Consider the following 19,708-nt stretch of genomic DNA (forward strand, 5'->3'; position numbering starts at 1 on the left):
AATAACTAAGATATTATTGACCACAACAATGATCAATTCCCAGACTATCTAAGAGTAGATCGCTAACGGCGTTGGCGATCGCAAACTCCCCAAAAAAGCTTTTAGAAAAATCAAATGATTGCATCTCTGTGACAATAGCAATTACCAGAGAACCTAAATCATTTTCTCCTTCCATGCGTTGTCTCACAAAAATCTGTGATGCCCGCTGGGCTATATTTTGATTTATTGCTTCAGGAATAAACTCTTGATCAAGCCAATGCAACAAGTTTTGTTGTAACCATTCTCCTTCTTCTTGGGGATTTTCCGAAGGTGGTAAGGTAATGGGTGGAATTGCTTGAGTCATTTTTGTTTGTATATTTTATATAGAATTTGTGTGCTGTGGGTAATCCCAGAAGAAGACAATGGAATACGATGTTGCTGCTATTATTCGGGGTTATGCTCAAGGTTATTTTCTCATGTCTGATGAGAGTAATAACTTGGGATGGTATGGAAGTAACGAACGGACTCTAATTCCTTTAGATGAACGCTTTCGCTATCCTAAATCATTACAGCGTGTTCTTAATCAGGAACGATTCACAGTAGCCGTTAACCGGGACTTTTTGGGTGTGGTTGCTGGCTGTGCTAACCGCGATACAACTTGGATTTCTCCAGAATTAGAAAAGATTTATTGGTTACTTTACCAAACTGGTTACGCTTATAGTTTTGAAACTTGGCAAGGTGATGAATTAGCTGGGGGAATTTTAGGGATTGTCATTGGTGGTATTTTTATTGGTGAATCCATGTTTTTCAATATTTCTGAAGGTTCTAAAGTGGCAATGGTGAAATTGGTAGAAAGATTACGAGAAAGAAAATTTCTACTATTTGACGCGCAAATGATGAATCCTCATTTAGCCAGATTTGGTGCTTATCATGTTAGTAGTGAAGAATATGAAATTTTACTAAAACAAGCATTACCAAGTCCTTGTAAATTAATTTGATTGGTGATTGGTGATTGGTGATTGGTGATTGGTCATTGGTGATTGGTAATTGGTGATTGGTGATTGGTGATTGGTGATTGGTGATTGGTGATTGGTAATTGGTAATTGGTCATTGGTAATTGGTAAAGGCAGGGTTTGGGAAGTAGTGAGTTGTCAACCGTGACAGAGAAATTGGATAAAATCGGGTTGATTAATTAGTAAGCGGTTAAGAAATTGTTGAGTGAGAGAAATAAAACTCTTGCCTGTTTCCTAATTAACTTTTTCCAACACAACACAGCTAACAGAAATATCTTTGAACAACCATAATGCGTATTTTAGAGAATCGAACCACCTCAGAGGTTGGTAAATGGGTAACATAAGTCGAATGACCATTGCAAGTGTATATAATACAGGTATAATGGTAGTTGATTGCACTAAATAACCTCCTGCGAGAATTTCTCCATTGACAATTTTGAAATCGGGAAATAGGCTACTCAATTCCTGGATATCAGGTCGAAACATGGTATCTATAGGATCGCGGTGGTAGGGATATTTATAAGGAACTGTAACGAAAATATAGCCAGATTTAGGGATAATAGAGCTAATTATTTGACATATTTCTTCTCTATTCGTTACGTGTTCCAATAAGTTAGAACACAATACAGATTGAATATTCATTTCTGAAAGTTTCTGTAAAAAATCAAGGTCGCATAAATCCCCCACTAGATCAACACCTGTATCGTTTTTCATGTCCGCATGAATTACTGAGTAGCCCTTTGTTCTAGCAGGTTTGAATAATAGTTCATCAATCCAAGGTTGTTCATGTTCTCTAAATTTTTGGTTTGAACTACCAATATTGAGTATAGGGAATACAGTGTTTGGGTCGAGAGAATAGATAATATTTGCCAACCACCTAGCTTCTTCTTTGAACATAATGATTTAATGCACCGTCATTGGACTATATCAACTAAGAACTAGACTACTAACGATAGAATTAGATTGGTAAGATTATTCACTATAAAGCCATCAAGAACCATGCCCTCTGATATTGCTGTCGAGAAGAAAAAGTTAAGAAATCCACCTTTGCAAATGCACTACTTAGGCGATCGCGTGTTGCGACAACCTGCAAAGCGTGTTACCAAAATAGATGACGAACTCCGCCAAATAGTGCGCGAAATGCTGCAAACTATGTATAGCTCAGATGGCATTGGTTTGGCTGCACCTCAAGTTGGTATCAATAAACAGCTGATCGTCATTGACTGCGAACCAGATAACCCAGATCATCCGCCATTAGTATTAATTAACCCGACGATTAAACAGGTTAGCAGTAAGCTCTCTGTGGCTCAGGAAGGGTGTTTAAGTATTCCCAACGTCTATCTAGATGTAAAACGTCCAGAAGTGGTAACAATCGCCTATAAAGACGAGTATGGCCGCCCCCAAACTTTAACAGCCGATGATTTACTGGGTCGCTGTATTCTCCACGAACTTGATCACCTTAATGGCGTGGTATTTGTAGATCGTGTAGAAAATTCCTTGACTTTAACCGAGGAGTTATCGAAGAATGGCTTCTCGTATCAAGCAGTGAAACCAGTAGCATAGGGTGGTCTAGTAGTGTATTTAACTCCAAAAAGCGGTTTATTTTTAGGTGGTGCTTGTTTTACAGCGATTGCGGCTGTTGGTTCGGTGTTTGAATTGAGTTATGGAGAACCAAATTTTGGTTTCCAAACCACTGCCATTATCCTAGCTTTGAGCATTCCTCTCACCGTATTCTTTTTTATTGCCGCAGTGAAGGATGCACGAGCTAATATGAAATAAGCATCAGGTATATGAAAAAGGTAAGAGGATGAACGAGGAATGCACACTTCACCCTTTTACCTTTTATTTTTTACTAAGTAATTGGTAATTGAGAGGAAGATTATAAATCATGAAAATTCAACTTCAACCAGAAACTGAGGAACTGATACGGGCATATATTGCCACAGGCCATTATACTAATGCAGATGATGTGATAATTAAAGCACTTAAAGTATTATCGGAGTGGGAAAAAGGGTATCAGGAATGGGAACAAGAAACACGCAAGAAAGTCGCTGTAGGACTTACCCAAATTGAACGAGGAGAGGTAGTTAGTAGTGATGTTGTTATGGCTAGATTACAGGAAAAAATTAGGATTGCTCGTGAGAATAAAAAATAATGGAATATATTCTATCTGTAGAGGCAAGTCAGGACATAGAAAATATTTTAGATTATTTTCTTCAGCGCAATATTGATGCAGGGGAAAAGTTTGTTAAGGATTTTAATAACAAGTGTTTGAATATAGTAAAATTTCCTAAAATTGGGCGTAGTTATAGCCATATAGATTCTCCATTAAGAGGTATTCCCATTGATGGTTATATAATTTTTTATCAGTTATTAGAAAATAGTATTGTCATTATTCGAGTGGTTAGTGGGTATAGAGATATAGAATCTTTGTTTTTGGATTTAGATCAATAAAATAAAATTATGCTACCAACTTCTACCCAAATACTCCGACTTTCCCAAGGACATCTCAACTTACTCGCAGCTTGTCCGCGTAAATTCCAGCATAGCTATTTAGAACAACTGAATACTCCTTTAGATCCTAAACATGAAGAATATCAAATTTTAGGGAGTCGGTTTCACTTACTTATGCAGCAGCGAGAAATGGGTTTACCTATTAATAACTTACTACAAGCAGATCCTCAATTGCAAAATTGGATGACTGATTTTAGGAAAATTGCTCCAGAAATATTTATAACTAATATTGATAATCAAACTTTTCGAGAAAGTGAACATTATCGAACCTTGCAAATTGGAGATTATCTCCTCACAGTTATTTATGATTTATTAATTGCTGATCAAAATCAAGCCCAAATTCTCGACTGGAAAACCTATCCCCAACCACCAAAATCAGAAACATTAGCTCAAAATTGGCAAACAAGACTGTATATGTATGTCATGGCAGAAACTAGCAACTATTTATTAGAAAATATTTCCATGACTTACTGGTTTGTGCAATCAAAAGGGCAAACTAAAAAAATCAAATTTTTATATAATGAAAAAGAACATCAAAAAACAGCAGAGGAATTACATCAACTATTAAACAATCTTACAAAATGGATAAAAGATTATGAATATAATATATCCTTACCGCAAATTAAGGAATCTCAGAAAATCTGTGAATCTTGCCAATATGCAGTGAGGTGTCAACGTCAAAAAATCAAACAAGTGAATATAGATATTAATCAACAGTTTCCTAGTTTGGAAAATATTGCAGAAGTATCACTTTGAACTTTTAAAAATGTTAAAATAGAAATAGAAATAGAAATAGAAATAATATCCAAAATTATCAACATGGCTCCATTACCCGATTATCGTCCCAAACAAATGTCCCTAGGTCCCCTAGAAGCAGAAATCCTCAGTATTATTTGGGAATTGAGTTCAGTAACAGTCAAAGATGTACATGATCGGATTCTGGCTGATCCTAACCGCGAATTGGCTTATACTTCTGTTACCACCGTTTTGCGTCGTCTCACGGAAAAAGGTTGGTTAGCTTGTGATAAGCACAGCAAAGCCTTTTATTGGCGGCCATTGCTCACTAAGCAACAAGCAGATATTATTAAAGCCCATGATCAATTACAGCGATTTTTAGCAGTAGGAAATCCTGATGTAATTGCGGCATTTGCTGATAGTTTAGATCAAGCTGCTAGTGACCAAATCGAAGCGATCGCTAAACGCATCCAAGCCGCACGGGAAGCCAGAGGAGAAAAATAGAATTATGCACCTACTCATGATTATCACTGCTGTAACCATTGCTTGCTGGTTACGATCCTCTGGCAGTATCCAGCCAAGAAATTGGCATTTAAGATGGCAAAAAACCTTGTTTTTATTCCTTTTTCCCCCCTTACTCATATTCATGACAGTCACTTCTATAGTCTGTATGGGTACGCAGGGAAAAATGGGCGGAATGTATACCGACTCTTTTAGCTATCTCCTCGCATTAATTTTTCTAGGATTTTTGAATACCGTAGGTATCAACCTCGCTTTTCAGGGCTGGAAAGCCATTAAATCTGCCCGTGAATGTCCCCAAATTACTCTAGATGGTAAATCAGCCCGACTTCTACAAACAGAAGCTTTATTTGCTGGACAAATGGGTTTTTGGCAACCTGAATTAGTTGTTAGTCAAGGACTACTACAAATTCTCTCTCCAGCCCATCTGGAAAGTGTTTTAGCCCACGAACAAGGGCATTATCAGTATAGGGATACGTTTTGGTTCTTTTGGCTGGGCTGGGTGCGTTCTTGTACCGCCTGGTTGCCGAATACAGAGTCTTTATGGCAAGAATTGTTAATTTTACGAGAACTACGGGCTGATAGTTATGCTGCATCTCAAGTAGATCCTTTAGTATTAGCAGAATCCTTGCTGTTAGTCGTGAGTAATAATCTAATTACATCAGATATTTGTTGTGCTGCTTTGGGTGCAGGCGATCGCTTGGAACAAAGAATAGAGGCTTTATTAACACCATCTGAACCAGTACCAGAAACGCAATTACAATCTTGGCATATTTTTTTATTGGCGTTTCTACCCTTGATTACAGTAGTATTTCATACTTAAATGATTTCCTCTCTCCTGATGACGATACAAGGGGTTTAGCACTGCTCATTGGTGTCAATTTAAGACCCACCAGGGAATAAATTCCCTGTCTCATAGCTCAAGTCCGTTAAAACGGACTCATAAATTTTCCTAGTGTTTAGTCAAATTGGTAAGTATCCTCTAGCTCTATTGGAAAAAGTAGCTTAGGACACAATATATGAGATTAATGATCTTCACAAATTGATTTTTTTAGGAAATATTTACCAATATAACTGGTAAATATTATGGTAATCTTGGTAAAAGTATACTGAGTGTCAATTCCATGAATAAAAATTTCTCTCAGTCCAATTTCCCAATCAAAAGAAGAAAGCTACTAGTTTTAATAGCGACAGCATTAGCTACTTTACTACTAGTTATGGGCTTACCAATCCTGACTTCTTCTCCTGTATCAGCACAATCTAATAACAACTTACTCATATCCGCCGCTGCTAGTTTAAAAGAGGCACTGGAAGAAATTAAACCCCTCTACCAACAAAGTAAACCAAACGTCAAAATTAATTATAACTTTGGTAGTTCCGGTGCATTACAGCAACAAATCGAACAAGGTGCGCCGACGGATATTTTTATATCTGCTGCTAAAAAACAAGTAGATGCTTTAGAACAAAAAGGACTTTTAGTTCCAGGGACTCGGAATATAATTGCTAAAAATCGGTTAGTTTTGGTAGTACCTAAAAATGCTGTTGGTATCACCAGTTTCTACAGTCTCAAAGATGCGAAAGTTAAAAAAATCGCTATTGGTGAACCGAGAAGTGTACCGGCAGGACAATACGCACAACAAGTATTAGAAAAGTTGAAAATTTGGTCAGAGATTAAATCAAAACTGGTTTTTGCTAATAACGTGCGTCAAGTTTTAGCATCTGTAGAAAGTGGTAATGCTGATGCAGGTTTAGTTTATATAACTGATGCCAAAATCTCTGATAAGGTCAAAGTTGTAGTTACGGCAGATGAAAAATACCACTCTCCCATTATTTATCCATTAGCAGTTGTTAAACGTAGCAAAAATGTTGATGCTGCTAAAGAATTCTCTCAATTTTTATCTAGCAATCAAGCAAAATCTGTATTCAAAAAATATGGGTTTATTTTGCCTTAATCATAGGTGAAATTTCAGATTCCCGACTTCTGGCAAGCAATGAAAAGTAAAATCGCCCAAACCCTCTTCACTCTTGCCTCTGGTTACTGAGCGAAGTCGAAGTATTGCCTCAAGCCTAGTGCCATAAGGACGATTTTCAATGCTAACCTACTTAGTCAAACCTTAAAAACTATGCCACAGGATTTGTCACCGCTTTGGATATCTCTCAAAACTGCTTTACTAGCAACGTTTATTACTTTCTTTTTGGGTATATCTGCTGCTTATTGGATGTTGGGATATCGCGGTAAAGCCAAATCTTTAATTGAGGGGATATTTGTTGCACCGTTGATTCTACCACCTACTGTGGTGGGATTTTTACTGCTGCTATTTTTCGGTAAAAATGGTCCGGTTGGTAAACTGCTAGAACCGTTTGATACCACAATTGTGTTTACTTGGTATGGTGCAGCGATCGCTGCTACAATAGTTTCCTTCCCATTGATGTATAAAACTGCACTGGGAGCTTTTAGCCAAATTGATGCCAATCTGCTGCGAGTAGCGAGAACGTTGGGTGCGAAAGAATTCACAATTTTTTGGCGGATTAGTTTACCCCTAGCATTTCCTGGGATTTTAGCTGCCACTACCTTAGCATTTGCGCGGGCTTTGGGTGAATTTGGGGCAACTTTGATGTTAGCAGGTAATATCCCTGGACAAACTCAAACAATGCCAATGGCAATATATTTTGCTGTGGAAGCGGGGGCAATGAATGAAGCTTGGTTTTGGTCAATTGTAATTATGATTGTTTCTCTTTCAGGAATTATTATAGCTAATTTATGGCAAGAATTTCCAGATAAACGCAAACTCACAAAAGTACCAATAAAGCAAATAAAATCAGCAAGTAAATCTGATTCTTTATTAATTGATTCCTATACATCTAGTTTAGTTTTAGATATTCAAAAAAGACTAGACAACTTTTATCTACAAGTTGCCTTTAATACTGACAATCAACCATTAGGATTATTGGGAAGTTCCGGGGCAGGAAAAAGTATGATTTTGCGTTGTCTAGCGGGGATAGAAACACCGAATAAAGGACGAATAATTTTAAATGGTAGAGTATTATTTGACTCAGAAAAGAACATTAATATTCCTATTCATCAACGACAGATTGGTTTTTTATTCCAAAACTATGCCTTATTTCCACACATGACTGTGGCGCAAAATATCACTTTTGGTTTACCGAAATATCTAAATGCTAAAGAAGAGGTAGAAAAGCAATTAATAGCCATGCAATTACAAGGATTTGGCGATCGCTATCCGCACCAACTTTCCGGGGGACAACAACAACGGGTAGCATTAGCTAGGGCTTTAGCCAGCAAACCAGAAGCATTACTTTTAGATGAACCATTTTCTGCCCTGGATACACATTTACGCAGTCAATTAGAACAACAAGTTGCAGAAATTCTGGATGATTATTCTGGAGTAACTTTGTTTGTGACTCATAATATGGAAGAGGCTTATCGCCTATGTCCCAATTTGTTAGTATTAGAACAAGGAAAAGCCGCTCATTATGGTTCTAAATATGAGATATTTCAACATCCTGCTAGTGTAAATGTTGCTCAAATTACTGGTTGTAAAAACTTTTCTCGTGCTAATATTTTATCACCTCAACAGATAGAAGCAATTGATTGGGGTTGTACTCTGGAAGTTAGAGAAAAAATTCCTGCAAAATTATCTCATGTTGGTATTCGCGCTCACCATTTGATTTTCACTAAAGATCCTCAACAAGTAAATACATTTCCCTGTTATTTAGTTCGTACCAGTGAAACACCTCACAGAATGACAGTATTCCTTAAACTTAATTCTGTGGGAAATCATCCCCATGATTATCATTTACAAGGAGAAATTTATAAAGAAAAATGGGTAAATATTCAAGATCAACCTTTTCCTTGGTATGTACATTTAGATCCTTTGAGGTTACTGTTAATGGAGTAAATAATATGTAGGGGTTTAGCAATGCTCATTGGTGTCAACTTAACGTAAAACCCATAACCCAACTGGGAATGATAGCGCAGCGTGGCGTAAGCCATATTCCCAGTCTAATAGCGCAAGTCATCTAAAGATGACTGAATACTAGGAAAATTTATTAGTCCGTTAAAACGGACTTGAGCTATTAGACAGGGAATTTATTCCCTGGCGGGTGTGAAAGCCAATAGATAAGCCACCAATGAAGCTCTTGCTTTACCCCTACTCTTAACTTAATTCCAATAAACCTTGATAACCTGTGACAATACGATTTCCATCTTTGAGAATGTGAACTTCAATTTGATCACTAGCCCAAGTAATTTTATCTGCAAATTCTGGGTTAAAGATATTTACATTTTGATTACTAGAAGAAACGGGAGAATCAGGAGAATTAACTGCTAGAGATTTGACAAAAGGACCATCAATTAAAATATCTAATTCTGCTAACAATTCTTTTGCACCTGGAGGGGCAGAATTAGATTGTAATTGTTGAAGAGTGAAACCAGTAAAAGACATGACATTTAAACCCGCTGCTTTTAACTTTTTCGCTAGAATTGTTAATGCAGGTGCTTGCCAAAATGGCTCACCACCGGAAAAAGTTACACCTGTATTCTGGGGATTTTTGAGAATACTTTCAGCTAGGGTATCAATAGCCACTAAATCATTAATCTCAAATGCCCAGGAGTCGGGATTAAAGCAACCAGAACACTCACGGTTACAGCCTTGTACCCAGACCACAGCCCGACAACCAGGGCCATTAACTTCTGATTGGTCAACATAACCCATAATGTTAAGATAACCGGGGGGAATGTCCGCGAGTCCTAGAGATGGGTTCATGGGCTTGGTTTCCATCTTTTGTCAACTCCTTTTCAACTTTTCCTATTACTTGCTAATATAGCGAGACTCTGAAAAAGTGTGGAGAAAGAAATTATAAGCTTTTTTAAAGATTGATTATTTTGTGTAATCAACCTTTAAGTTATCTTAAGATTTTGCCCAGGAGGGAGTGGATGAACGCGCAGCAGAGATAGCATGAAAGAATGCAAATAGCCTGTGGCTGGCTTGACCAGAATCCCGGCATTTTTGCAGATCGAAAGACCGTAATTCTTTTTCTATGACGTTTTCGACATCAGCAGCTAAATTTAACCTCCCTTCATTGAGATAACATTCAGTTAAAAATAGCAATTTCTCAACATTAATTTCATTGGTTTCCCATTGAATCTCGACAGGAAACTCATAATTTTTTTCTAATGTTCCCCCATGGTAAACATTTTCCATGAGTTTATTGCTGATAATATATTTAACTTTATGGGTGTTAGCCAATTCTAGCAAATCATCAGCAGTTGGCTTCAATCCCAGACGACGACGGAACACAGAATCAATAATTTCGTACTTGCTATTGTCTGGAAATACTGTGACAACCACAGCCGCAATTCCTTCAATATTTCCATAACATCCGATGATGTTTTTACTTTCTTCACCGTGAACAAATAAGATATCCATAATATGCACCAACTAAATTAATAACAGGAAATTGAGTTGATAAAATTCTCTTAGATGAGAGTGAGAATGCAAAACTCAATACCGATAATCTATCAGACTTTTTCCAAAAATCACAGCTTTGTTCAAAAAAAAGAGCTTTTTTATCAATAGGTTAATTTTAGATTAATTACAAACTAAAATCTATTTCTCTAGATAGATGAAAGGGCAGATTTTATTTTGTTTAATCAAGTGTTGCTCAAGTCAGTCAGATCCCCGACTTCTTTAAGAAGTCGGGGATCTTATTTATTGTTAACCTGAATAAGAAATATTCATAAGGTGTCGTTCCGCACCTGCACACCCGCATTTCTCACAAACAATGCGATTCCTACGGAGCGCTTCGCTATCGCAATCTATATAATCTTTATAGAGAGACGGTTTCGGGCATTTTTCATGGGGTTGATTTTTGATGCAGTGTGAAAACCCAGAATCCAGATTTTATAAGGGTTTGAGGATTTTGGTGAGAAATCCGGGACAAAGTCCTTTTTGATCAGATGCTAAAGTTTTACGAATTGCATTTAAAGTATCTCTATTCTTTTTTAAATCCTTCCATTTTTTAAACTGAGAAGAAAATCTGTTTATATAATTTTTAAGTTCCTCTGGTTCTGTAGATTTAATCACATTTTTCACACTGCATTCCTCCGTTCTAAGCGGCGGATTTGCATATCTGCTCTAGTCATATCTGGATCAAACGATTCCCAATCTTGCAATTCTTTTCTAAGGCGTTTTGCTTCTTCTAATTGACCATTATCAATTGCTTCAAAAAGGCGTGTCAGTGTTTTTGATTCTTCTGTATCTGGTCTTAAATCACTTAACCCTAAAACATATCTGACAATATCTGAACTTTTCATTCCCTTGGTAGGTGATGGACATTCCTTTATTTGATAATCTTCTAATATCTTCACCTGATTTTGTTGAACTGTTGTTACAACTTCGGGACTGTGAGTAGTGGCGATAATTTGAGTGTTGGGAAATACCTTTTTCAAATCAGGAATAATCTTTTGTTGCCACGTTGGATGTAAATGCAAATCTAACTCATCAATCATCAAAATTGCTTCTGCTGCTAATGGGTTTTCCATGTCTGGGTTTGCTTGTGCTAAACGTCGCGCAAAATCCATTACCAACGCCAACATATTGCGATAACCTGCACTTAATTGACTTAATAAAAGTTCTCTTTTTTCTCCTGTTTCCATTGTCCACTCAACCATTAATTTTGCAGATGTTGCACCTGAAAAATAAATGCGAGCATTGGGAGCAATAATGGTAGAAATAGCATTTCTTATTTGCTTTAAATCAGGAAGTTCAAAGTTAATATTTCCTTGCCTTTTTCCCTCTCTCAATTCTTCGTACTCGCGCACGAAAAACCAGTTAGCTAAATCTGTGAAGTTAGAACTTGCATTCAAACAATTTTTAAAACCATCCAATCTATTGAAAGATTGATTAGAAATAACATCAATATTGTTAATATTTTTGATATTACGATCACCTTGATAATAGGCTATTACTGAAAGTTCAGATTTAGGCTTATTTGTTAAATTATTAGATGTATGTTTGATCGGCCATGTAAATCTAGAAGAAACATCAATATATTCTGGGTGGTCTAGGTTTTTTTTATAAACTATTTTACATTCTAAAAAATCTGTATTTAAAACTGTAAATTCCGTTGCTTTTTCTATTTCATCATCATTTAAACTTTCTATTTTATCATTATATTTTTTAGCAGGAAAATCTTGATTAATGAAAATTAGATTTGCTGCAAAACTAAAAGATTTAATATCTTTGGGATTATATTTTAATTCCCAAGATATTAAGGGGTTTTCTCTTGTTTGATATATGATATCAGGATTTACATAGGAAACAGATAATGCAGCAGCAATACCATCCAGTAATGCACTTTTCCCTGATCCATTATTGCCAACAAAAATATTGATATCGGGATCTAAATTAACTTCCAAATGCTCAAAGCATCGGAAGTTTTTGATAATGACTTTTTGAATGTGCATGAATTTATTTTCCTTACTTAATCTTTTTCCAAAATCGTCCCTTTCAAATTTGCTCCCTGGAAATTTGCACCCCTAAGATTCGTACCTTTTAAATTTGCTCCTGCTAAGTTCGCACCTTTTAAATTTGCCCAACTTAAATCAGCTTCCGTTAAATTTGCTTCACTCAAATTTGCTTTAGATAAAAATGCGTTTCCTAAATGAGCTTTAGTTAAATTAGCCTTATGTAAGTTAGCTTGATAAAGTTGAGCAGTCATTAATTCTGCTTCATATAAATTGGCTTCACTCAAATTAGCAGTAATTAAATTAGCTGCCATTAAAGTTGCAAAACCTAGATTACTACGAATAAGTTGGGACGCTGATAAATCAGCACCTTTTAAATTAGCATTTTGCAAATCTGTACCAATTAAATTAGCATCATTAATCATAGCATTTTCTAGATTTGCACCACTTAAATCAGCACCAATAAAGTTGCCAAAACTTAAATCAGCCTGTGTCAAGATTGCACCACTCAAATTAGCAATACTCAAATTAGCTTTACTTAAATTAGCTTCAATTAATTTGGCTTGATAAAAAATAGCATTACTGAGATTAGCATGACTAAAATTAGTTCGCACTAATAAAGCGTGAGCTAAATTGACTTTATTCAAATTTACTCCTTGAAGATTTGCCCCCCGCAGGTTTTCTCCTAGTAGATTTGCACAGCTAAGATCAATTTCAATGTGGAGATTTTCGTTTCTCCATTCTATCCAAGTAACTGCACCTGATCGTAATAAATTGAGATGTTGTTGATTTGCCATTTTTTATTCCTACTCCTTTATTCGTTCCGCTTACCTTGAGGATTTTCTCTTCCTGGTGAATTTTCAATTGCTGCTAAAGCGCCCGCTGCTCCTGCTAAAATATCCTGTTCTGAGCCACCTAAATAAAGTCGGCCAAAACTACCTACAGCTTGAACTTCCAGAATATTAATTTGCGCGGCTTTTTCTGCTTCATTGGCTGCTAATGCAGCATAAGCCGCTGGTTCAACTTCTAATACATAAAGGGTTTGTCCTGCTAATAGCAGTTGTCCCCGACGGGTACGGTTAATCAGTTGGGTTTGATAAGCGTCAATATTACGGATAATCTGACTAGAAACTACACGAGGTTTGAGACATTCCTCTTTTTTCACGCCCAGAAACGCCAAAATTGCATCTCCAGCGGCTCGCGTTTCCCCTTGAGAGCCGGAATGCACTTCTAATAGTCCATATAGCCGTTCTACTACTTGCACTCCAGGACGAACAGAAGCAGATTTTAGGGCTACGTCCGTAATCTTGTTGATTTCGATACCAGGGGAAATTTCAATCCATAGGGATGTATCCCCCGGTAATGGTAAGAAACCCTGGGCTACTGTTCCCATGTATGCGGCGTGTTGAGGTTGCAGATTGTCTAGAAATACGAAACTGCGTAATTCTATACCCAAAGTCTTAATTCTCCAGTTATGAGGGTAGATTTAGATCCCCGACTTCTCGAAGAAGTCGGGGATCTGCAATATATGAGTTTACCGTTAAAAGAATGCAGAATTTAGAATTTAGAATTTAGAATTACGTTTTGCAACGGGGATTTTACCCCGACGCAAAACCCGCTGCTTGTAGAAGCAGGGGACTTTAACCCCCAAAGGTAAGTTAAAGTGGACTGGTTTGGTAATTGGTGTGCCTACCCGCTTTACCCAAGTGCCTAATGCTAGAATAAAAAACAGCCAATTACCCAGAGGAATCTTGTAAAAACCTAGCTTGAAGTTAATAGAGAGGAGTCTGTAAATTTAACAAGTTCTTTACCGTCTCGGCTTTTAATTACTCGTGCTGGTACGCCCACAGCTACGGAAAATGGGGGAATATCTTTAGTGACAACAGCACCAGCACCTATCACACTACCTCTACCGATAGTGACACCATCCAAAACTTTCACTCCATCTCCTAGCCAACAGTCATCCTCAATCACGATTCCTTGACTAGTAATGCCTTGGTATTTGATTAGCTGTGTTGGATCTGTAAAGTTGTGATTATTAGCATATATCCCAGTATGGGCTGCAATTAAACAATGCTTGCCAATTGTAATATTTCCGGGGCCAGCAATACAAGCACTAGGTCCAATAAAAGTATCTTCACCAATGTGAATCCGAGTATTATCTAACGCCCCAATCACCACATTATGCTCAATCACAACTCCATTTTCTAGCTGAATTCTATTATTTTTATGTCCTCTTCCATCTATACGAACTCCTTTGAAAATATAAGTTCCATTCCCAATTTCAATAGCATCAGCACCAAGAAATTCAACGCCATCTTGAAGATAAACTGAGCTACCTATGCGCGAAAAAATAGCGTGATATAGAAAATTGCGTAACTTTACACCACCAAAAATTGTGGGGATATCACCAAGAAAAGTAGTTAAAAGAAGTTCTTGAAATCTTTTCAATCTTGAGAAATGTTGTCCGTGATTCATGACTTTATTACTGCTAACTAAATTGTGATATTGGAGATTTGTGGAATTATCAACTGCTCAAATAAAGACATCCCGTATTTGAATCTTGCCGTGTACCATATATATTTCTATGTCTGCATTTTGAGTAAACAGATCAATAGAAAATAATATGGCTAATATGAAGTTTTTCAAATATTTGAAAAACCCAACGCAAGTTTTTAAGGCTAAAAGCTATTAAATACAGGTATTATTTAATTGTTAGACATAATTCTAGAATTACAGCAGTTTGCAACTGTCTGCATTCGTTATATATGTACTACTCGGAAATTAAGGCAATACTTTTTATATTTAGAAATAATAATAAATACTGAATTTTCATGCTTTAAGGCAACATCAAATTTCTAACTATTGCTGCATATAAGTTAGTAATTTGACAAACCATTATAATTCAGATATTCAATTACCAAATATCAAAGTATTTATTTCAATTCAATTACATCTATTTATGCTACGCTGAAATAGGCGTGAAATTTCTTCACTACCATCCAGATGTAATTGTTGAATTATTCATTAAATTTCCCAGTAAGTACAATCACTTCAAATCAAGGGGGAGTGTCTCCAACTTCCGCCATCACATTAAAATTAATCATCGGAGCAAACAAATAAATACTTCCCCGATTACTATAACGGCTTACTTGCAGCCAATTTTTAGAATCTGCCGCTGTTGTAATCATAGTATGCCAATAAAATTTACTTATGCACTCTTCCTATAAAACGCCTTGATAGTGACATAAATAATGTCTTTCTACTATCCTAAAAGAAAGTTGCAAAATAAATATAAAGTAATAATAAAGTTTAAACATAAATTATGAAGATTTAAAAGTAAACTTAGTTTTATGATTAGTACGGTTACAGCCAGGATACTCTACCAATAGGACATAAGTATAAATAATACTTACGAAAAATAGGGTATTGATTATTGCTGTAGTTTGTGATTTCGTAGTCCAATTTAATCTAAATTAAAGTAAAAACTGTATCTATTATTACGACTTTAATTTTCCGAAATATACTTTTCATTACAGCTTTAAAAAAACATAATAGCGAGAATGGGGGCAGAAGAAATGATTGTTTATTTGCTCTTGTGAAATAATGGTAGCCATCTCAGAGAACATTCAGAACCGATTAACTATACAAACTGTAGAAATTGCCCCTAATACCACTGCGATTCGTTCTCTAGACTGGGATCGGGATCGTTTTGATATTGAATTTGGTTTACAAAATGGTACAACCTATAATTCATATTTGATTAGAGGTGAACAAACCGTTTTAATTGATACTTCTCACCAGAAGTTTCGTGATCTTTATTTACAGACTCTCAAGGGTTTAGTTAATCCTAAAACTATTGATTATATAATTGTTAGCCATACTGAACCTGATCATAGTGGTTTGGTAGAAGATATTTTACAGTTAGCTCCCAGAGCCACTGTTTTAGCTTCTAAAGTAGCTTTGCAATTTTTAGAAGGTTTGGTACATGAGCCTTTTTCTAAGCGAATTGTCAAAAGTGGCGATCGCGTAAAAATTGGTAAAGATCACGAAATGGAATTTGTCAGTGCGCCAAATTTACACTGGCCAGATACTATTTTTAGCTTTGATCGCCAAACCCAAGTTCTCTACACTTGTGATGCGTTCGGAATGCACTACTGTGATGATCGCACTTTCGACGAAAATTTAGAAGCAATTGAAGCTGATTTTCGCTTTTATTACGATTGTTTAATGGGTCCTAATGCTCGTTCTTTGCTAAATGCAATGAAGAGAATGGGTGAACTTGGGGAAATTAAAATTATCGCCAATGGACACGGACCATTACTACATCATAACCTGGATATTCTTAGAGAATATTATTACAATTGGAGTCAAAAACAAGCGAAAACAGAAACTACTGTCGGTTTGTTTTATGTCTCTGGTTATGGACATAGCGATCGCATAGGACACGCAATTGGTGATGGTTTACAAAAGGCTGGTGTTGGTGTCGAAGTATTGGATTTAAACACCGCAGAAAGTCAAGAAATTCAAGAATTAGCTGGGAGAGCATCTGGTTTAATTGTAGGTATGCCTTCTACCAGTGCAATCAAAGCGCAAGCCGCAATTAGTTCATTATTAGCAGTTGCTAAAAACAAACAAGTTGTGGGTTTATTCGAGTCCTATGGTGGCGATGATGAACCCATTGATACTCTCAGACGCAAATTTATTGATTTAGGTATTAAGGAAGCTTTCCCAGCTATTCGCATTAAGGAAACCCCCACTGATGCTACCTATAAACAATTTGCAGAAGCCGGAAATGGTTTAGGACAATTGTTAGTGCGGGAACGCAATATTAAACAAATCAAATCTCTCGACGTGAACATGGAAAAAGCGTTGGGAAGAATTAGCAATGGTTTATATATTGTCACTGCCAAAAAAGGCGATATTAGCGGCGCAATGATCGCATCTTGGGTGACACAAGCCAGTTTACAGCCTTTAGGTTTTACCATTGCTGTAGCTAAAGATCGCGCTTTAGATAATTTATTGCAAGTAGGCGATCGCTTTGTTCTTAACGTTCTTGAAGAAGGCAATTATCAAGACCTGAAAAAGCATTTTCTCAAACGTTTAAATCCCGGTGCTGATAGATTTGCAGAAGTAAAAACCCAAACTGCTAAAAACGGTTCACCCATTCTTACCGACGCACTCGCATACATGGAATGTGAAGTTGTTAATAGCATGGAATGTAGTGATCACTGGATTTTATACTGCACAGTTGAAGATGGCAAAGTTTCCAAACCTGATGGAATTACCGCAGTTCGTCATCGCAAAGTCGGAAATTACTATTAATTGGTAATTGGTGATTGGTGATTGGTGATTGGTGATTGGTAATTGGTGATTGGTAATTACTCCCTTCTCTACCTGTTCCCTGTTCCCTGTTCCCTATTACCTATTACCCATTACCCATTACCCATTACCTATTACCCATTACCTATTACCCATTACCTATTCCCTAATTATTAACTAACCATCTTTCATAATTATTATGACACTTCCAGATTCATTTTCTAACGCTGTTGAATCCGCTAAAAATTGGGTTTCTCAAGTTTTTTCGACCCAACAAGCATCCATGAGCGATTCCAGACCAAGAGACGTACAAATCCTACCAATTGCTACTAACACAAAGGTGATGAGAGCGCGGAGTAAATCGCGGTTAAGATTTGAAATTGAGTATGCTCTAGAACGGGGAACTACTTCCAATAGCTATTTAATAGAATCCGATAAAACTGCTATCACAGATCCTCCAGTAGAAGGATTTACAGAAATTTATTTGGAAGCATTACAGAAAACAATCAATGTGCAAAAGTTGGATTATGTAATTTTGGGACATTTTAACCCCAATCGTATTCCTACTTTAAAAGCAATTTTAGCGATCGCACCACAAATTACCTTTGTTTGTTCTCTTCCCGCTGCGAATAATTTACGTGCTGCTTTCACCGACCAAGATATCAAAGTTTTAGTCATGCGGGGGAAAGAAACCCTAGATTTAGGTAAAGGTCATGTTTTGAAATTCTTACCTACTCCTAGTCCTCGTTGGCCGGAAGCACTTTGTACTTATGACCAACAAACCCAAATTCTCTTTACAGATAAGCTATTTGGCGCACATATCTGCGGTGAAGAAGTATTTGATGATCATTGGGAAACTTTCAAAGAAGACCAACGTTATTACTTTAATTGCCTCATGGCTCCTCATGCAACTCATGTTGAGTCAACTTTGGAGAAAATTTCCGATTTCCAAGTCAGAATGTATGCTGTTGGTCATGGACCCTTGGTACGCACCAGTTTAATCGAATTAACAAAATTATACAGTGAGTGGAGTCGCTCTCAAAAAGATAGAGAAATATCTGTAGCACTTCTCTATGCCTCTGCCTATGGTAACACTGCCACCTTAGCACAAGCAATGGCTTTAGGATTAACCAAAGGTGGCGTTGCAGTTAAATCTGTGAACTGCGAATTTGCAACCGCTGACGAAATCCGCACTGCATTGGAACAAGCAGATGGTTTTATCATTGGGACTCCCACCATAGGTGGACACGCACCTACTCCTATTCATACCGCTTTAGGAATTGTCCTCTCTACAGGTGATAATACCAAACCTGCGGGAGTATTTGGTTCTTACGGTTGGAGTGGTGAAGCTTTAGACTTGGTAGAATGCAAACTCCGAGACGCTGGTTATCGTTTTGGTTTTGATACCCTAAAAGTCAAGTTTAAACCTGATGAAGTTACTCTCAAATATTGCGAAGAAGTCGGTACAGACTTTGCTCAAAGTTTGCGAAAAGCCAAGAAAGTTCGTGTTCCTCAACAAGCTGCAACCCCCACAGAACAAGCTGTAGGCCGGATTATTGGTTCTGTCTGTGTCATTGCAGCCAAGCAGGGAGAATTTTCGACAGGGATGATGGGTGCTTGGGTATCTCAAGCTACTTTTAATCCACCGGGAATTACGGTAGCGATCGCTAAAGATCGAGCCGTTGAATCTCTATTATATCCTGGTGGTAAATTTGTCTTGAATATCCTCCCTGAAGGTGTTCATCTGGAATACATGAAGCATTTTCGCAAGAGTTTCCAACCTGGAGAAGATAGATTTGCTAACTTCCCCAAAGCCGAAGCGGATAATGGCTGTACCATCTTAACAGAGGCTTGTGCATATCTAGAATGTTTAGTGCAGCAGCGGCTAGAATGCGGTGATCATTGGGTAATATACGCAACCGTAGACAACGGTAAATTACTCAAGCCTGATGCTATGACTGCTATTAACCACCGGAAAACAGGCTCATACTATTAATTAGTAATTGCGATAAATTATAGAGCCGTCTAGGAACATTACCAAGGCGGTTTTTTGTAGTCTTTGAGATTTTAAAATTTGTAAAAGTAAAATGTCAGTTGTCAGTTGTTAGTAGGGGCGAAGCATTGGGAAGATAAATTA

At 37.0% G+C, this 19,708-nt stretch carries 22 protein-coding genes; 12 read left to right on the forward strand and 10 right to left on the reverse strand.

What is annotated here, in order from left to right; genetic code table 11:
- Window positions 1–13: 13 nt before the first annotated feature.
- Window positions 14–343: a hypothetical protein gene (locus tag FJR08_RS07475; protein ID WP_015080154.1), complete on the reverse strand. Its 330-nt coding sequence runs from the start codon at window positions 341–343 to the stop codon at window positions 14–16.
- A 58-nt stretch (window positions 344–401) separates the two neighbouring features.
- Here FJR08_RS07475 and aat point away from each other — a divergent pair, with 58 nt between their 5' ends.
- Entirely contained in the window at window positions 402–977 is a 576-nt protein-coding gene (gene aat / locus FJR08_RS07480; RefSeq protein WP_015080155.1) for a leucyl/phenylalanyl-tRNA--protein transferase, read from the forward strand.
- A 249-nt stretch (window positions 978–1,226) separates the two neighbouring features.
- On the opposite strand, the gene FJR08_RS07490 is transcribed toward aat, so the two are convergent.
- A complete protein-coding gene (locus FJR08_RS07490; RefSeq protein ID WP_168632728.1) occupies window positions 1,227–1,889 on the reverse strand; it encodes a methyltransferase type 11 in 663 nt (220 codons plus the stop codon).
- A 102-nt stretch (window positions 1,890–1,991) separates the two neighbouring features.
- Here FJR08_RS07490 and def point away from each other — a divergent pair, with 102 nt between their 5' ends.
- From def to modB, 9 genes are all read left to right on the forward strand, one after another.
- Complete coding sequence (gene def / locus FJR08_RS07495; protein WP_168632729.1) at window positions 1,992–2,555, forward strand: peptide deformylase; 564 nt, start codon at window positions 1,992–1,994, stop codon at window positions 2,553–2,555.
- Window positions 2,556–2,567: 12 nt separating this feature from the next.
- Entirely contained in the window at window positions 2,568–2,771 is a 204-nt protein-coding gene (locus tag FJR08_RS07500) for a hypothetical protein (protein ID WP_015080159.1), read from the forward strand.
- A gap of 109 nt (window positions 2,772–2,880) precedes the next feature.
- Entirely contained in the window at window positions 2,881–3,147 is a 267-nt protein-coding gene (locus FJR08_RS07505; RefSeq protein WP_148759954.1) for a type II toxin-antitoxin system ParD family antitoxin, read from the forward strand.
- Window positions 3,147–3,446: a type II toxin-antitoxin system RelE/ParE family toxin gene (locus FJR08_RS07510; protein WP_148759951.1), complete on the forward strand. Its 300-nt coding sequence runs from the start codon at window positions 3,147–3,149 to the stop codon at window positions 3,444–3,446. Before FJR08_RS07505 ends, FJR08_RS07510 begins: the two co-directional genes overlap by 1 nt.
- A 9-nt stretch (window positions 3,447–3,455) precedes the next feature.
- Complete coding sequence (locus FJR08_RS07515) at window positions 3,456–4,262, forward strand: PD-(D/E)XK nuclease family protein (RefSeq protein ID WP_015080162.1); 807 nt, start codon at window positions 3,456–3,458, stop codon at window positions 4,260–4,262.
- A 63-nt stretch (window positions 4,263–4,325) separates the two neighbouring features.
- Window positions 4,326–4,745, forward strand: coding sequence for a BlaI/MecI/CopY family transcriptional regulator (locus FJR08_RS07520; RefSeq protein ID WP_015080163.1), 420 nt, complete (start codon window positions 4,326–4,328; stop codon window positions 4,743–4,745).
- A gap of 4 nt (window positions 4,746–4,749) precedes the next feature.
- Window positions 4,750–5,583 (forward strand): M56 family metallopeptidase, encoded by an 834-nt coding sequence (locus FJR08_RS07525; protein WP_168632730.1) that lies wholly within the window; start codon window positions 4,750–4,752, stop codon window positions 5,581–5,583.
- 334 nt (window positions 5,584–5,917) lie between these two features.
- Window positions 5,918–6,712 (forward strand): molybdate ABC transporter substrate-binding protein, encoded by a 795-nt coding sequence (modA, locus tag FJR08_RS07530; protein WP_168632754.1) that lies wholly within the window; start codon window positions 5,918–5,920, stop codon window positions 6,710–6,712.
- Window positions 6,713–6,883: 171 nt separating this feature from the next.
- On the forward strand, window positions 6,884–8,680 hold the full coding sequence (gene modB, locus FJR08_RS07535) for a molybdate ABC transporter permease subunit (RefSeq protein ID WP_168632731.1): 1,797 nt from the start codon (window positions 6,884–6,886) through the stop codon (window positions 8,678–8,680).
- 258 nt (window positions 8,681–8,938) lie between these two features.
- Here modB and FJR08_RS07540 read toward each other — a convergent pair whose 3' ends face one another.
- The 8 genes from FJR08_RS07540 to FJR08_RS23965 form a co-directional block, all read right to left on the reverse strand.
- Window positions 8,939–9,562, reverse strand: coding sequence for a 4Fe-4S single cluster domain-containing protein (locus FJR08_RS07540; RefSeq protein ID WP_015080167.1), 624 nt, complete (start codon window positions 9,560–9,562; stop codon window positions 8,939–8,941).
- 129 nt (window positions 9,563–9,691) lie between these two features.
- A complete protein-coding gene (locus FJR08_RS07545) occupies window positions 9,692–10,210 on the reverse strand; it encodes a hypothetical protein (RefSeq protein WP_168632732.1) in 519 nt (172 codons plus the stop codon).
- 474 nt (window positions 10,211–10,684) lie between these two features.
- A complete protein-coding gene (locus tag FJR08_RS07550; RefSeq protein ID WP_168632733.1) occupies window positions 10,685–10,876 on the reverse strand; it encodes a hypothetical protein in 192 nt (63 codons plus the stop codon).
- On the reverse strand, window positions 10,873–12,249 hold the full coding sequence (locus tag FJR08_RS07555; RefSeq protein WP_168632734.1) for an AAA family ATPase: 1,377 nt from the start codon (window positions 12,247–12,249) through the stop codon (window positions 10,873–10,875). Before FJR08_RS07555 ends, FJR08_RS07550 begins: the two co-directional genes overlap by 4 nt.
- 17 nt (window positions 12,250–12,266) lie before the next feature.
- A complete protein-coding gene (locus FJR08_RS07560) occupies window positions 12,267–13,046 on the reverse strand; it encodes a pentapeptide repeat-containing protein (RefSeq protein ID WP_168632735.1) in 780 nt (259 codons plus the stop codon).
- 17 nt (window positions 13,047–13,063) lie between these two features.
- Window positions 13,064–13,705: a microcompartments protein gene (locus FJR08_RS07565; RefSeq protein WP_015080173.1), complete on the reverse strand. Its 642-nt coding sequence runs from the start codon at window positions 13,703–13,705 to the stop codon at window positions 13,064–13,066.
- Between the two features lie 305 nt (window positions 13,706–14,010).
- Window positions 14,011–14,727: a DapH/DapD/GlmU-related protein gene (locus FJR08_RS07570; protein WP_168632736.1), complete on the reverse strand. Its 717-nt coding sequence runs from the start codon at window positions 14,725–14,727 to the stop codon at window positions 14,011–14,013.
- Between the two features lie 581 nt (window positions 14,728–15,308).
- Complete coding sequence (locus FJR08_RS23965; protein WP_015080175.1) at window positions 15,309–15,440, reverse strand: hypothetical protein; 132 nt, start codon at window positions 15,438–15,440, stop codon at window positions 15,309–15,311.
- Window positions 15,441–15,855: 415 nt separating this feature from the next.
- On the opposite strand from FJR08_RS23965, the gene FJR08_RS07575 reads away from it, so the two are divergent.
- Window positions 15,856–17,574 (forward strand): diflavin flavoprotein, encoded by a 1,719-nt coding sequence (locus tag FJR08_RS07575; protein WP_168632737.1) that lies wholly within the window; start codon window positions 15,856–15,858, stop codon window positions 17,572–17,574.
- Between the two features lie 280 nt (window positions 17,575–17,854).
- Window positions 17,855–19,567, forward strand: a complete 1,713-nt coding sequence (locus FJR08_RS07580) for a diflavin flavoprotein (protein ID WP_168632755.1) — start codon at window positions 17,855–17,857, stop codon at window positions 19,565–19,567.
- Window positions 19,568–19,708: the final 141 nt, after the last annotated feature.

It is taken from the genome of Dolichospermum sp. UHCC 0260, assembly GCF_009711985.1.
In the GTDB taxonomy this organism is placed as follows: Bacteria; Cyanobacteriota; Cyanobacteriia; order Cyanobacteriales; family Nostocaceae; genus Dolichospermum; species Dolichospermum lemmermannii.